The sequence below is a fragment of the Pseudomonas mediterranea CFBP 5447 genome (genome assembly GCF_000774145.1).
GTDB lineage: Bacteria > Pseudomonadota > Gammaproteobacteria > Pseudomonadales > Pseudomonadaceae > Aquipseudomonas > Aquipseudomonas mediterranea.
Genome location: NZ_KN322961.1, coordinates 46,051 through 60,645, shown reverse-complemented (window position 1 = coordinate 60,645; position 14,595 = coordinate 46,051). Strand labels below are relative to the sequence as shown.

Below are 14,595 nucleotides of genomic sequence, written 5' to 3'. Positions count from 1 at the left end.
CGCGGCCAGGGCAGGCCGCGCCAGCGGGATTACTTGGTGTCGATGAAGGGCAGGGCGCCATTGGGCAGCACGGTGGTCGGCAAGACCCCGTTCCAGCGCTCGGCCTTGGTCAGTTCCACCAGGTTCTGGTTGCTGGCCAGGGCCTGGGCCCGCGCCTTGATCGCCTCGGCTTCGGCCTTGCCACGCAGTTCCGTGGCCAGTGCATCCGCTTTCGCCTGGGCGATCTGCGAGTCGGCTTCGGCCTGGGCCTGGGTCACGCGAATCTGTGCCTGGACCTGCTCGGTGGCGAGCTGTTGCTCGCGGGTCTTGACCTGGACTTCCGCTGCCATGCGCGCTTCGATCGCTTTTTCGTAGGCGTCACTGAAATCGATGTTTTCGACCTGGACGCTGTCGATGATCACCGGGCCGGTGATGGTGGACTTGATGGCGCTGGAAATATCGTTGACCAGCTGGACGCGGTTCTGCACGGCGGCCACGGCATTGAACCTGCCGAACACGTTCTCTACCTGGGTCGGTACCTGCCGGCTGATCATCCGGTCGCGGATACCTTCGATATCCTTGAACTGGCTGTAGACCTTCGCCACGTCCGCCGGCGCAATGTGCCAGGACACCGACACCTTCAACTGGGCGGATTGCTGATCCTTGCTGTAGGCCTGGAGGTCTTCATAGGAAGTGACCTGGCTTTGTACGCTGATCAGTCGCACGGACTCGATGAAGGGCGTCTTGAACGACAATCCCGGCTCCACGACCCCGACCAGCGCGCCGTTGCGCAGCAGCACGCCGCGTTCGGTTTCGTCGACGGTGTACCAACTGCCAAAGAATACGCAGAGCAGGACGACGCCCACGATTGCTGCAACAAGAGAGCCGATGGTTTTGCTGGTCACTGTTCTTTCCTTTGAGAGTGGGCTGGGGTTGCGATGTGCCGGATCCGGCACTGAAGTCGACAGCTGCTTTCTGAACGCCAGACACGAAAAAGCCCTGAATGATCAGGGCTTTGACGTACAAATATGGCGGAGGCGATGGGATTCGAACTCATGGACCTGTTACAGTCGACGGTTTTCAAGACCGTTGCCTTAAACCACTCGGCCACACCTCCGTATTGCGTTGCGGGCGCCATAATACCCGAATGAAACACACTGTCAAACTCTCTACGTAGCTTGTTACAGGGCGTCTGTTATGATCCTTGCCACTGAATGTTTCAAACCGGAGGAGTGTCGCCATGCGCGAACAGGATTACGCAGTGAACAACAGCGTGCAGGCCGAGCAGCTAGAGGTTAGCCGTGTCCTGCGCAACACTTATGGCCTGCTGGCACTCACGCTGGCTTTCAGCGGTGTGATGGCCTATGTCGCCCAGCAGATGCATGTCGGCTACCCGAACGTGTTCGTGGTGCTGATCGGCTTCTATGGGCTTTTCTTCCTGACCAACAAGCTTCGTGATTCGGGCTGGGGCCTGGTCTCGGCGTTCGCCCTGACCGGCTTCATGGGTTTCATACTCGGCCCGATCCTCAACCTGTACCTCAAGATGCAGGGCGGTGCTGAACTGGTCAGCTCGGCCTTCGCCATGACCGCACTGGTGTTCGGTGGGCTGTCGGCCTATGTGCTGATCACCCGCAAGGACATGAGCTTCCTGGGTGGTTTCCTCACCGCCGGGTTCTTCGTGCTGGTGGGTGCGATGCTGGTCAGCTTCTTCTTCCAGATCAGCGGCCTGCAATTGGCAATCAGCGCCGGTGTCGTACTGTTCTCCGCGCTGATGATCCTGTACCAGACCAGCGCCATCATCCATGGCGGCGAGCGTAACTACATCATGGCGACCATCAGCCTGTATGTATCGATCTACAACCTGTTCGTCAGCCTGCTGCAGCTATTTGGCCTTATGGGCCGCGACGACTGATCGCACACGTTTTCAAAGCCCGCTTCGGCGGGCTTTTTTTCGTCCCCGTTTCTGCCTCGATTCACATCATCGGTGGCAGACGTCGCTTGACCGGGGTCTTCTTGACGATGGCGGTATTGGTTTCGGCCAGGACGTTGAGCTTGTCCAGCAAGGTGTCCAGTTGTTCCATGGAACGTACATGCAGCCGGGCAATGAAGCAGTCCTCGCCGGTCACCTTGTCGCATTCGGTGAATTCGGCGATGGTCTGGATCTGCCGTTCCACTTCCTGCAACTGCCCCGGTAACGGGCGGATGCGGACAATGGCCTGGAGCTGGTAGCCGAAGCACTTCGGGTCCACCTCGACGGTATAGGCCCTGAGCACGCCGCGCTCTTCAAGCCGTCGCAGGCGTTCGGCCACGCTGGGCGAGGAGAGGCCACTCAGGTTTGCCAGGGCCTTGAGCGAGCGCCGGGAATCTTCCATCAGCGCACTGATGAGAATCTGGTCAATATCGTCCGTCATTTCGACTCCGTTAGGCGAATGCCTGAAGTTGCCTTGATAAAAAAGGTCGAACGGCAGTTTAGCCTTTTTCGGCCCATGGAGAACCCCTTCGCCGGCTTGTCATACTGTGCCCACTTGCTGAAGGAGCCTGATGATGGACAAGACCTTACGTCGCGGTTCGCTGGAAATGACCGCCGCCATGCTGATTTCCGGAACCATAGGCTGGTTCGTGCTGGTTTCCGGCCTGCCGGTGCTGGATGTGGTGTTCTGGCGTTGCGTGTTCGGCGCGGCCACCTTGTTGCTGATTTGCGCCGGTTTCGGTTTTTTACGCCGGGACATCCTGACCCGCACGACATTTCTGCTGGCGGTGCTCAGCGGGGTGGCGATCGTTGGCAACTGGGTGTTGTTGTTCGCTTCTTACTCGCGAGCCTCGATTGCCATCGGCACGGCGGTGTACAACGTCCAGCCGTTCATGCTGGTGGGGTTGGCGGCGCTGTTCCTGGGGGAGAAAATCACCGCGCAAAAGCTGTTCTGGCTGATGGTGTCGTTTCTCGGGATGCTGGCAATTGTCAGTGCCCACGGTGAACAAGGGCAGGGTAGCGGCGAGTATCTGGCTGGCATCGCCCTGGCACTCGGGGCGGCGCTGCTGTATGCCATTGCCGCGCTGATCATCAAGCGCTTGACCGGCACGCCGCCGCACTTGATTGCGCTGGTGCAGGTCAGCACCGGTGTATTGCTGCTGGCGCCCTGGGCGAACTTCTCGGCCTTGCCGCAACAGCCCGCGGGCTGGGCCAGCCTCGTCACCCTCGGCATGGTCCACACCGGGGTCATGTATGTGTTGCTGTACAGCGCGATCCAACGCCTGCCGACCGCAATCACCGGCGCACTGTCATTCATCTATCCGATCGCGGCGATCTTCGTCGACTGGTTCGCCTTCGGCCATCGCCTCGAACCGCTGCAATGGCTGGGGGTGGCGGCGATCCTGCTGGCGGGCGCGGGGATGCAGCAGGGCTGGGGCATCAAGGCACGCCGTCCAGCCCTGCTGTAATGCGGGTCAGAAGATGTAATCGGTGGTCAGGAAGTTCGAGTCCCGCTCACGGATGATGTCGCTGATCAGCGCCTTGTTGCTCTCCTGGAACTTGGTCGCCACCAGGGTGCGGATCGAAAAGGTACGCAACGCATCGTGCACGGACAAAGTGCCCTCGGCCGAATTTTTCCGGCCGTTGAACGGGAAGGTGTCCGGCCCGCGTTGGCATTGGGCATTGATGTTGATGCGCCCGACCTGGTTGGCGAACGTGTCCACCAGTTTGCCGACTTCGGCCGGATGCGTGCCGAAGATACTCAGTTGCTGGCCGAAGTCGGACTCCAGCACGTAGTCGATCACCGTATTGAGGTCGCGATACGGCACGATGGGCACGACCGGGCCGAACTGCTCCTCGTGATAGACCCGCATCGCGGTGTTCACCGGATAGAGCACGGCGGGGTAGAAGAATGAACTGCGGGATTCGCCGCCGTGTGCGTTGGTCACCGTCGCACCCTTGGCCACTGCGTCGTCCACCAGGGAACGCAGGTAATCGATCTTGCCCGCCTCGGGCAGCGGCGTCAGCGCCACACCGTCCTCCCACGGCATGCCCGGCTTGAGATTGGCGAGCCTGGCATTGAATTTCTCGATGAACGCCGGTGCCACGTCCTCGTGGACAAAGAGGATTTTCAACGCCGTGCAGCGCTGGCCGTTGAAGGACAGCGAGCCGGTCAGAGCTTCGCTGACGGCATTGTCGAGGTCGACGTCCGGTAGCACCAATCCCGGGTTTTTCGCATCCAGCCCCAGGGCGGCGCGCAGGCGGTGTGGGCGCGGGTGGAGCTTCTTCAGGTCGCTGGCGGCCTTGTTGGTGCCGATGAAGGCGAAGATGTCGATCTTGCCGCTGGCCATCAAGGCGCTGACGGTTTCCCGGCCGCTGCCGTAGATCACGTTGATCACTCCCGCCGGGAAACTGTCGCGAAAGGCTTCCAGCAGCGGACGCACCAGCAGGACGCCGAGCTTGGCCGGTTTGAATACCACGGTATTGCCCATGATCAAGGCGGGGATCAGGGTGGTGAAGGTTTCGTTCAGCGGATAGTTGTAGGGCCCCATGCACAAGGCCACGCCCAGGGGCACGCGACGGATCTGGCCGAGGGTGTCCTGTTCCAGCTCGAAACGGCTGGAGCGTCGGTCGAGTTCCTTCAGGGCATTGATGGTGTCGACGATGTAGTCGCAGGTGCGGTCGAACTCCTTTTGGGAGTCCTTGAGGTTCTTGCCGATCTCCCACATCAGCAGCTTGACGACGGCCTCGCGCTGCTCGCGCATGCGCGCCAGGAAGGTTTCCACGTGACGGATGCGCTCGGCCACCCGCATCGTCGGCCACAGGCCCTGGCCACGGTCGTAAGCCCGGACGGCGGCGTCCAGGGCGGTGAGGGCGGTTTCGGCATCGAGCAGCGGCGTACTGCCCAGAACCACTTGTTCATCGCCTTGTTCACCGGCCAGGTACACCGGGCTGCGCACGACAGCCAGCGGTCCCGGCCAGGTCTTCAGCACGCCATCGACCAGGTATTCACGCTGCTCGATCCGCTCTTCGAGGCGATAGGCCTGGGGGATATCGGCGGCACGGGGAAACAGATTGGCGAGGAGGTTGGCTGTGGTCATGTCGTTACTCCATCTGGGATTTATCGCTCAGGTGCTGAAGGGCGTACTGATCGGAATATGGGTATAGCTCAACTGGCGGTGCGCTTGACGGTATACCGTTATTCATTATGATTAACTATAAATCGAATTGACGCGGCGCTGCGGAAAATCTGCAATCATTCCGTCGCCGGATCCGGTGACATCCAATTCAGAAGACGTAGCGACCAGGAGCCCCGTTATGGCAATCCCCACGAAAACCCGATCCGTCACGGCTCACGTCCCTGTGCAACTCGCCGAAAAGGTCGACTTGATGGCTGAACGCCTGGAGCGCTCCAAGAATTGGATCGTCAAACAGGCTCTATCCGCTTGGATCGACCAGGAAGAAGAACGTAGTCGCCTGACCCGCGAAGCCTTGGCTGACGTTGATGCTGGCCGTGTAATTGACCATCAAGCTATCCAGGCCTGGGCGGATAGCCTCAGTACCGACACTCCGTTGCCGGTACCGCGCTGATGGAGTTGAAGTGGACAAGCAAGGCGCTTTCCGACCTTGCCAGGCTGTATGAGTTTCTGGCTGCGGTGAATCAGCCCGCGGCCGCACGAACGGTACAGCAACTTACGGCAGCGCCAACCACGCTGCTGGACAATCCGCGCATAGGCGAACGCCTGGAAGAGTTTGAGCCTCGCGATGTGCGCCGAATACAGATCGGTCACTACGAGATGCGCTATGAAGTAGTGAGTTCCACTCTTTACCTGCTGCGCCTGTGGCATACACGCGAGAACCGATAGCATCGCTAAACGCTAGTGTCCTGTCTCGGAAATAAGCTGTTCATTTTTGGCTGCGTCTTGGGTGCCCGGCCGACGTTGCCACTCCTCGCCATAGCCCTGCTATGACTCGTCGCGGCGCCTTGGCCGAACACCCAAGCCACTCGCCAAAAAAGAACGTATTTCCGAGATAGGACACTAGTGGCATGGGCCGGCAGCCGTTTGCCGGCCCATATGCAGTGTTTTACCAGCGCATCCGTACGCCCAGGCTGGCAATCACGCCATTGAGGTCGTTGTCGTCGACGTCGCTGCTGTAATCGGCGCTGACATACAGGCTCACCACGGGCGTGACCCGCGCCACCAGGCCCAAGCCCAGCTCGACGGTGGAGGATTTGCGGCTGCTGCTGATCTTGTCGACCTTGTCCAGGGAAAGGGTGTCTGCATTCTGGACGGTGTGCCACAGGTTGGTCCGCACGTAGGGCTCCACGCCCAGGCCGTTGACTTCGTAAGTACCTTTGAGCCGTGCCCCCACACGCCCGCTCCAGGTACTCAGTGCATTGCGGCTGCCATCCTCGGCGTTATCCGTATCGAGAGTTATGCGCTGGTTGATCAACTGCGCCTGGGGTTCGACCACCCAATTGTCACTGATGCCGATGGGAAAGCCGCCTTCGACCGACAGCGTGACGGCGTGGCCTTCGGCCGCCTGGCGCTGACCTTGTTCGGTACGGCTGTAGCCGTTGACCCGGCCGCCGCTGGCACTCAGGTCCACGTGCCAGCCGTCGGGACCGGTCAGGCTCCAGTAAGCGCCCAGGTTCGTTCCCTGCAAGTTCAGCGCGTCTTTACCCGGTTCGGCCATGGCCGGGCTGACCAACACGCCGCCGACGTTGGCGATGATCTGGCTCTGGCCACCGATCAGGCCCACGCGCTGGGTATGGCCGTTGTCGTTGCGAAGCGTGAACAAGGCGGGGCCTTTGTCGGATACGGAGTCGGCGTTGAAGAGGGTGGCATTCGGGTTGTCGGAGGGTGTTCGGCCATACCAGGATTGCTCGACGGGCCAGGCCATGACCTCCATGGAGGAGCAGAGCAACAACGAAGTCGACACGGTGTAGAAGGTGGTGGTGATTTCTTGTGGGCGGGGAGAAGTTCTCATGGGGGTCTGCCTTGCAATCGCATGCGTCTCTCGCTTAGGGCGTCTCTCCTACCCCGAATGAGGGGCGACCGAATGGATTGAGGCAAGTCTCGGGCAGCCCGCCGCAACGGGTTCCCGAGGCCTGCCCCTGACTGTGTTTCCGGGGGTAGTACGGTGTAGTCAAGAAGATTGATGCCATCGCGTCAAGAAACTGTGCGATGAATGGCGATATGAAATCAGGCCCGATAAATAACTGATTTTTTTTCGGTTATCGATGAGCCTGATTGGCGTCAAATCACCGTCGGAGGCGGTCGCGCTGGGTCACCAACTAACCCGCATACCCAGATTGCCCGCCACGCTGCGTTGCTGGTTGCTGTCCAGATTGTTGCTGTAGTCCGCGCTGGCATAGACGCTGACGGAGGGGGCCAGGCTTACGATCACGCCGACACCCAGATCGGCAGTGGAGGCACGCTGTTGGGTTTCGACCCGTTCGGTATTGTCGAACGTCACTGAGTCGGTGCCGGAAAAGGTGTGCCACAGGTTCGCCCGCAGATACGGCTCGACGGGCATACCACTGACTTGATAACGGCCCTTGAGTCGGGCGCCGAGACGGCCGGTCCAGGCGCTGTCGGAATTGAACTCGACCCTGGAGACTCCGTCGTCCTGGGTGTCCAGGGAGATTTTCTGATGAATCACCTGGACCTGGGGTTCCAGGACCCAGTCAGTGGCCACGGCGAATGGGTAGCCGGCCTCCGCGGAGAGGGTCAGCGCGTGTCCACGGTTGTCGATCTTGAGACCGCGGTCGGAGCGGTTGTCGCCGTCCAGCCGGGTGCCCATCACGACCGCGTCGACGTAGCCGCCGGAGGGATCGGTGAGCGTCCAATAGAGCCCGTAGCTGTCACCGTCGAGTTCTATCTTGCCGGCGCGGCGGCCCTGGAAGCCCAGGTTGAAGCCGTCGACATTACCGTTCAATTCGGTGTGGCCGACGAAGAAACCGATGCGCTGGGTCTGGCCGCCGGACATCGGCGCGCTGTACAGGTCATTGCCCACCTGGAAGCCTTTGATGGAGCCGTCGAACCTGGGCGAGACCGTACCGGCCCAGGTCTGGTCCAGATCCTTGCCATAGACTCGCCCCCAACCCGCGCCGAACGAACCGGTTTCGGTGAGCAGGCGCTGATCGCCCTGGCGGTCATGGAAGGTGCCCAGGGCCATCAGGGTCAGTTGCGCCGCTGCGGGAGGCAATACCGACCAGGTGGGCACTTCCGGACGGTACAAGGGAATGGGCGCGGCGCCCGGCACCGCTGCCGGCAACGCCGGCAAACTCGGACTGGGCGCCGCCACCGGTCCGGCGACCACCGTCGAGCGAAGGTACCAGTTGTTGTCATTGCCGTTCACGCCGCCCTTGAACAAGCGGTAATCGAAGGCGCCGGCCGACACTGCATTGGCTAGCGAAAAAGCGCCGCTGTCGCTGATGGCGCCACCCTGGGCCTGGACCAGTTCGATGCCGTTTTGCGTGGTCAGCGCGCCCGCGCCCCCCACATTCGTCACGGTGATGGCGGTGGTCCCTGTCAGCGTTCCTCCATTGACCACCAGCTTGTCACTGGGCGAGTCATCGGCTCCCAGGACCGATTGCAGGCGTAGCTGGCCGTTGGTACCGACGTAGTTGCCCTGCACGGTGAGGGTGTCGTTGGTGCGGGTATTGTCTCGGGTCAGGTCCACCGTTCCACCGTTGTTGAGCGTTGCCAACTGGCCGGCGGTGAAGGGTGTGAGGCTGCCCTGGGTCGAGGTCAACACACTGCTGCTGTCGAGAGTGAGGGTGCCCGTGGCCGTGGCGCTGTCGCCCAGGACCAGGGCGTCATTCAGATCCAGGCGTGAACCCTGGGTAAGGTTGACGTTCTCCCAGTTGACGTAACGGGCGCCCGTGCTGGAAGAGCTGCCTTCAAGGGTCAGGATGTCCTGGCCCAACCCGCCATTCAGGCTTGGTGTTACGGCAAGCGTCGTTTCATCGAGACCGCGTAACAACGTCGTGTCATTGCCGTCGCCCATCAGGACGGCGGAATGCAGCAGGCCGCCGCTCCACTGCAATTGGTCATTGCCGGCACTGGCGCGGACCTCGCCGATGATTTCGCCACCGCTGATGGTAATGCTGTCATTGCCGCCACTGACGCTGACGTTGCCGCCGATGCGTCCCGCCGACAGGATGATGGTGTCCTGGCCGAAGCCGGTCACCAGGTTACCGATGATCTGGCCGCCCGACATGTCGAAAAGGTTGTCGTCGAGCTTCATATCGACCCGGCCGATCGTACCGCCGCTCATATGCGCGATATCGCCGTCTTCGAACGCATCGACAATGGTGCCGCCGGACATGGTGAACGTATCGAGGCCATCACCCTGGGACAGCGACAGGATACGGCCGCCGGTCATGAGAAAGTCGTCGGCCTCCGAGCCCTGGCTCACGTCACCGTCAATCACGCCGTTGGCGTGGATTTCGATGCGATCGACGCCTTCGTCAAAGGTGACGTCGCCCTGAATGATGCCACTGCCATTGGTGGGCATGGTCAGGCTGTTGTTGCCAGAAAGATCCGTCAGCCCGGGGCTGGTGCCGCTGTCGCAGACATAGCTGTCATTACCGGCGGTAGGCGTCAGCGTACAGGCAGCCATGGCGGTAGGAACGGGTAACAGGAAGGGGGTCGATACCCACAAGGCGTTGAACAGCCGCTTGAAACCATGATCGTGCGAGCTCATGTGCTATCCCTCTGCATCGGCATTCGGGGAACGCCGGTTTCAGCATCGGCTGCACGACAACTGGCACACAGGGCCTGGCAACGCTCGCTGTATGGGATGGCACCGTAACAATGAAAGATATACGTCGCTACTGTCAGAACTTACAGGTGGCACGTTGTCATCAGCGCTCCATCGCCAGCTTTACAGATGAACTTCCACCGACAGCGGCAGGTGGTCGCTCAGGTGCGTCCAGGGCTTGCTGCCGAGGATTTTCGGGGCATGGCTGGTGGCGTTGCGCAAGTAGATACGGTCGAGGCGCAGCAGGGGGAAACGCGCCGGATAGGTCCTGGCCGGACGGCCGTGGTGGTGCTCGAAGGCTTCGTGCAGATACTGTCGCTGGGCGAGGGTGACGTTGCCGCGCAGCTGCCAGTCGTTGAAGTCGCCGGCGATGATCACCGGGGCGTCCTCGGGCAGGGATTCGAGCAATTGGCAGAGCAATTTGAGCTGCAGTTGGCGATGGCTTTCCAACAGGCTCAGATGCACGCAGATGCCATGGACTTCGGCGTGACCCGGCACGTCCAGCACGCAATGCAACAGCCCCCGTCGCTCCGGACCGGTGATTGAAACGTCGAGGTTGCGGAACTGGCGGATCGGGTATTTGGACAGCAGCGCGTTGCCGTGATGGCCGTCGGGGTACACCGCGTTGCGGCCGTAGGCGAAATCGTTCCACATGCTGTCGGCAAGGAATTCGTACTGGGACGTCTGCGGCCAGTTGTCGTAGCGCGAGGCATGGCGGTCGTGCTCGCCCAGGACTTCCTGCAGGAAAACCAGGTCGGCGCCGGTACTGCGCACCGCTTCACGGAGTTCCGGCAGGATGAAACGGCGGTTCAGGGCGGTGAAACCCTTATGGGTATTGACCGTCAGCACTTGCAGCCGATGGACCGCCACAGGCGAATCCAATGGCACCGATTCGACAGCTTGCCAGTCGGGATCGCGAGTCACATTCACTCCTGAATCAGAGGTACCTGTTCATGCGACTGATGGGGGCATTGGCAGTTCCGGATATTTACTGCTTCAGCCGACTTTCATGTTGATCCATCACCGCTTTCGCGAGCAGGCTCGCTCCCACATGGGCTTCGGATGGTCACACAATACAGTGTCGCCACAAATCCCCTGTGGGAGCGAGCCTGCTCGCGAAGAGGCCCTACCTGGCCCAACGCGTTCGTGGGGCTTCAGATGAACACAATCTCATACGGCAACCCCATGCGATCCAGGATGACCCGTGGCACCAGCGGGGCGATGCCGCTGGCGGGTTCGCCGTTGAGCTGGCTGGCGTAGGCGTGCATCGCGTGGCGTTTGCGGGCGGTGGTCCAGACGTCCAGACGCAGTTTTCGCGCACGGTGCCAAGGGATCTTGTTCTGCTCCCGAACTGGCCAGTGCCAGGCCCACACGGGCAGTTCGTTGAAGGTCGCGCCCACGCTTTCAGCGGCCAGGGCACCGGCGCGACCGACGGTTTCATGATCGCTGTCGCCGTCCTTGCGCCAGGTACCGAACACCACGTCGCCGGGTCGCAGGTAATGGCCGATGAAGGCGGTCAGTTGTGCCTCATGTTCGGTCAGGGCTTTTTCCGGGAAGCCGCCGCGCACCCACTGCAAACCGTGGGTCGATACGCCCAGGCGATTCAGGGCATCCACACTTTCCTGGGGGTGGGGCCGATAGATGCGCAGGCGCTCATCGGTCCACAAAGGCGAGGCGGGGTGGTTGAGGTCACCGTCGGTCACCGAGATCAGCAACATCGGATAATCCAGGTTGCTGAGCAATTGCAGCAAGCCGCCACAGGCACCGATCTCATCGCCAGGGTGCGGGGAAAGGATGACGGCGCGGGCGCCGGCGGGGATGAGTGTCTGGGTGCTGATGATGGGAATGTCGGCCAGCTGGGGCGAGCTGTTCCAGATTTGCGGGTGCTGCCGACCTTGCAAGCGAGAGGCAAGTTTCATGGGGTACGTCCTTGTTGTATTCAATCTTTCAGCCACGCATCGGGCCGACTGCCCGGATGCCCCGAAGGGGCTGGCTGCGATCCGCAGTGCTCCGAATCCTGGAATACCGCCTGTGAAGTATTGACCATGACGCTCGATTCGTCGCGTCACTTGTGTATCTGAACTGCAATTTCTTATTCGAACTGGACTGTACAAGCCGGTGATACGGCTTCAGGGCCGCGTCCTTGCGGCACCCGATTGTCTGTAACCGTTTGTCACCGAACCAGTTTTACTCTTCGCGCTGCAACTCGAACAACAGCAAGGAGCGGCCCGTGACGGAGTATTCGGAATCGAAATCGAAACGCTCCTGGCCCCGTACCTTGGGCTGGTTGGTATCTACCATGCAAGTCCAGAAACTGCCTTCAGGCACTTCCGGCAGGCGGAAATTGACGATGTCATGGTGTGCGTTGACCACCAGCAACAACGTCGCGTCACCGCCCTTGCGGCGGATGCCGGTCTCCTGGGCACGGCCGTCCATCAGCATTCCCAGGCAGCGGCCATGGCCGTCCTGCCACTGTTCGATGGTCATCTCGCTACCGTCCGGTGCCAGCCAGGTCACGTCCTTGACGCCGATGTCCTCGTTGTAGTTACCCACCAGGAACCGTCCACGGCGCAGGATCGGGTAGGCCAGGCGCAACTTGATCAGCCGCTTGACGAACTCGAGCAATGCCGCGCCGTCTTCGCTCAGGTCCCAGTTGACCCAGCCGATCTCGCTGTCCTGGCAATAGGCATTGTTATTGCCATGCTGGGTGCGGGCGAACTCGTCCCCGGCGACGATCATCGGCGTGCCCTGGGCCAACAGCAGGGTCGCGAAGAAGTTGCGCATCTGCCGATGGCGCAGGGCGTTGATCTGCGGATCATCCGTCGGGCCTTCCACTCCGTGGTTCCAGGACAGGTTGTTGTTGCTGCCGTCCTGGTTGTTTTCGTCGTTGGCTTCGTTGTGCTTGTCGTTGTAGGACACCAGGTCGTGCAGGGTAAAACCGTCGTGGGCGGTGACGAAGTTCACCGAGGCATAGGGACGGCGCCCGCGCTGGTTGAACATCTCGCCCGAGGCGGTCATGCGACTGGCGAAGTCGGCAAGCTGGCCGTCGTCGCCTTTCCAGAACGCGCGCACGGTGTCGCGGAACTTGTCGTTCCACTCGACCCAGCCCGGTGGGAAACGTCCCACCTGATAACCACCCGGGCCGCAGTCCCAGGGTTCGGCGATCATTTTGACCTGGCGCAGCACCGGGTCCTGGCGGCAGGCAACAAGGAAACTGTGGCGTTCATCGAAACCGTCGTGATACCGGCCGAGGATGGTGGCAAGGTCGAAGCGGAACCCGTCAACGTGCATCTCCGTGGCCCAGTAGCGCAGGGAGTCGGTGACCATCTGCAGCACGCATGGGTGGCTCAGGTCCAGGGTGTTGCCGGTGCCCGAATCGTTGATGTAGTAGCGTTTGTCATCGGGCATCAGCCGGTAGTAGGAGGCGTTGTCGATACCGCGCATGGACAGGGTCGGGCCTTGCTCGTTGCCTTCGGCGGTGTGGTTGTAGACCACGTCGAGAATCACTTCCAGGTTGGCATCGTGCAGGTGCGCGACCATTTCCTTGAACTCGGCGATCTTGCCGCTGGCCAGGTAGCGCGGGTCCGGGGCAAAGAACGCGATGCTGTTGTAGCCCCAGTAGTTGGTCATGCCCTTGTGCAACAGGTGCTGGTCGTTGACGAACGCATGGATGGGCAAGAGCTCGACCGACGACACGCCCAGTTTGCGAATGTGTTCAAGCACGTCGTCGACCATCAGCCCGGCGAAGGTTCCGCGCAGGTTCTCCGGTACGGCGGGGTGGCGCATGCTGATGCCGCGCACATGGGTCTCGTACAGGATGGTCTTGTCCCAAGGCACGCTGACCCGATGGTCATGACCCCAGGTGTGGGCAGGGTCGATGACCTTGCACTTGGGCACGAATGGGGCACTGTCGCGCTCATCGAAGCTGAGGTCGCCATCGGGGTGGCCGATGGTGTAGCCGAACAGCGCCTCGGACCATTTCAATTGGCCCACCAGTTGTTTGGCGTAGGGGTCGATCAGCAGTTTATTGGGGTTGAAACGATGACCGTTCTCCGGATCGTAGGGCCCGTAGACGCGGTAGCCATAGATCAGCCCCGGATGGGCATCGGGCAGATACCCGTGATAGATCTCGTCGGTGTATTCCGGCAGTTCGATGCGTTCGAGTTCGATCTCGCCGGTGTCATCGAAGATGCACAGTTCGACCTTGGTGGCGTTGGCTGAGAACAACGCGAAATTGACCCCCAGGCCATCCCAGGTCGCACCGAGCGGGAACGGCAGCCCTTCACGAATCCGCGAGGCCTCGAGAACAGGCGGCGGGGTGGTTTTCTTTGGACGGGTCATGGGTTGCTCCTGCAAAAGACAGACAGATACGGCAAAGCGGGTGGTTCAGAAATCATTGGTTCCAGTGTGGCCAGAGCTGACGCTCCAGTGTGACTAGAGCTGACACAGAACCCTGCAGCCCAGCGGGGATAAATCCCCTCGCCACAAATGCGGTCTGCTTGAGCCCGAGGATCAAACCGCCGGAGGCTTGCGCGGCGCTCGTGGTTTCTTGTCGGCCGGCTTGCCAGCCGCTGGCGCTGCCGCAGCGGGTTTAGCCGCAGGCTTGGCCTTGGGCGCGGCGCTTTTTGCCGGCGCCTTGGCCGGGGTGCTCTTGGCCGCTACAGGCTTGATGCCGTCGGCCTTGCCGGCGGCTGGTTTGCCGGCGGCCTTGGCTGGTTTGCTCGGCGCCAGCGCTTCGGCTTCGGCCAATTTGCGTGCCATCTCCCAATGACGCTCTTCCTGCCCGGCAGGCTTACCTTCGGATTCCCAGATCTGATAGGCGAATTCACGAATGCGTTTATCGTCGGTACTCATCGCAATGCTCCTGACATGAC

13 protein-coding genes and 1 tRNA gene are annotated in these 14,595 nt (G+C 61.2%); 4 read left to right on the top strand and 10 right to left on the bottom strand.

The window, feature by feature from the left end; genetic code table 11:
* Window positions 1–29: 29 nt before the first annotated feature.
* On the bottom strand, window positions 30–884 hold the full coding sequence (locus N005_RS01040) for a prohibitin family protein (protein WP_047698608.1): 855 nt from the start codon (window positions 882–884) through the stop codon (window positions 30–32).
* A gap of 124 nt (window positions 885–1,008) precedes the next feature.
* A tRNA-Ser gene (locus N005_RS01035) sits at window positions 1,009–1,096 on the bottom strand.
* Window positions 1,097–1,219: 123 nt separating this feature from the next.
* Between N005_RS01035 and N005_RS01030 the strand changes: the two genes are divergently transcribed.
* Window positions 1,220–1,891, top strand: coding sequence for a Bax inhibitor-1/YccA family protein (locus N005_RS01030; protein WP_041022045.1), 672 nt, complete (start codon window positions 1,220–1,222; stop codon window positions 1,889–1,891).
* A gap of 61 nt (window positions 1,892–1,952) precedes the next feature.
* Here N005_RS01030 and N005_RS01025 read toward each other — a convergent pair whose 3' ends face one another.
* Window positions 1,953–2,390, bottom strand: a complete 438-nt coding sequence (locus N005_RS01025; protein ID WP_047698606.1) for an Lrp/AsnC family transcriptional regulator — start codon at window positions 2,388–2,390, stop codon at window positions 1,953–1,955.
* A 133-nt stretch (window positions 2,391–2,523) separates the two neighbouring features.
* Between N005_RS01025 and N005_RS01020 the strand changes: the two genes are divergently transcribed.
* Window positions 2,524–3,417: a DMT family transporter gene (locus tag N005_RS01020; protein WP_047698604.1), complete on the top strand. Its 894-nt coding sequence runs from the start codon at window positions 2,524–2,526 to the stop codon at window positions 3,415–3,417.
* Between the two features lie 6 nt (window positions 3,418–3,423).
* Here N005_RS01020 and N005_RS01015 read toward each other — a convergent pair whose 3' ends face one another.
* Window positions 3,424–5,049 carry an NADP-dependent glyceraldehyde-3-phosphate dehydrogenase gene (locus tag N005_RS01015; protein WP_047698602.1) on the bottom strand — a complete coding sequence of 542 codons (1,626 nt, stop codon included), beginning with the start codon at window positions 5,047–5,049 and terminating at the stop codon, window positions 3,424–3,426.
* Window positions 5,050–5,266: 217 nt separating this feature from the next.
* Here N005_RS01015 and N005_RS01010 point away from each other — a divergent pair, with 217 nt between their 5' ends.
* Window positions 5,267–5,539 carry a CopG family ribbon-helix-helix protein gene (locus N005_RS01010; RefSeq protein WP_047698600.1) on the top strand — a complete coding sequence of 91 codons (273 nt, stop codon included), beginning with the start codon at window positions 5,267–5,269 and terminating at the stop codon, window positions 5,537–5,539.
* Entirely contained in the window at window positions 5,539–5,814 is a 276-nt protein-coding gene (locus N005_RS01005) for a type II toxin-antitoxin system RelE/ParE family toxin (protein WP_047698598.1), read from the top strand. Before N005_RS01010 ends, N005_RS01005 begins: the two co-directional genes overlap by 1 nt.
* A 220-nt stretch (window positions 5,815–6,034) precedes the next feature.
* On the opposite strand, the gene N005_RS01000 is transcribed toward N005_RS01005, so the two are convergent.
* The 6 genes from N005_RS01000 to N005_RS00975 all read right to left on the bottom strand — a co-directional run bounded on the left by N005_RS01000 (window position 6,035) and on the right by N005_RS00975 (window position 14,575).
* On the bottom strand, window positions 6,035–6,940 hold the full coding sequence (locus N005_RS01000) for an autotransporter domain-containing protein (RefSeq protein ID WP_047698597.1): 906 nt from the start codon (window positions 6,938–6,940) through the stop codon (window positions 6,035–6,037).
* Window positions 6,941–7,240: 300 nt separating this feature from the next.
* Entirely contained in the window at window positions 7,241–9,664 is a 2,424-nt protein-coding gene (locus N005_RS00995) for an autotransporter family protein (RefSeq protein WP_047698595.1), read from the bottom strand.
* Between the two features lie 180 nt (window positions 9,665–9,844).
* Window positions 9,845–10,645, bottom strand: coding sequence for an endonuclease/exonuclease/phosphatase family protein (locus N005_RS00990; RefSeq protein WP_047698594.1), 801 nt, complete (start codon window positions 10,643–10,645; stop codon window positions 9,845–9,847).
* A 230-nt stretch (window positions 10,646–10,875) separates the two neighbouring features.
* Window positions 10,876–11,640 carry a PIG-L deacetylase family protein gene (locus N005_RS00985; RefSeq protein WP_047698592.1) on the bottom strand — a complete coding sequence of 255 codons (765 nt, stop codon included), beginning with the start codon at window positions 11,638–11,640 and terminating at the stop codon, window positions 10,876–10,878.
* Between the two features lie 268 nt (window positions 11,641–11,908).
* Window positions 11,909–14,062, bottom strand: coding sequence for a glycogen debranching protein GlgX (gene glgX / locus N005_RS00980; RefSeq protein WP_047698590.1), 2,154 nt, complete (start codon window positions 14,060–14,062; stop codon window positions 11,909–11,911).
* Window positions 14,063–14,233: 171 nt separating this feature from the next.
* The gene (locus tag N005_RS00975; RefSeq protein ID WP_047698588.1) at window positions 14,234–14,575 is read right to left on the bottom strand and encodes a DUF2934 domain-containing protein; all 342 of its coding nucleotides are present in this window, start codon (window positions 14,573–14,575) and stop codon (window positions 14,234–14,236) included.
* Between the last annotated feature and the right edge of the window lie 20 nt (window positions 14,576–14,595).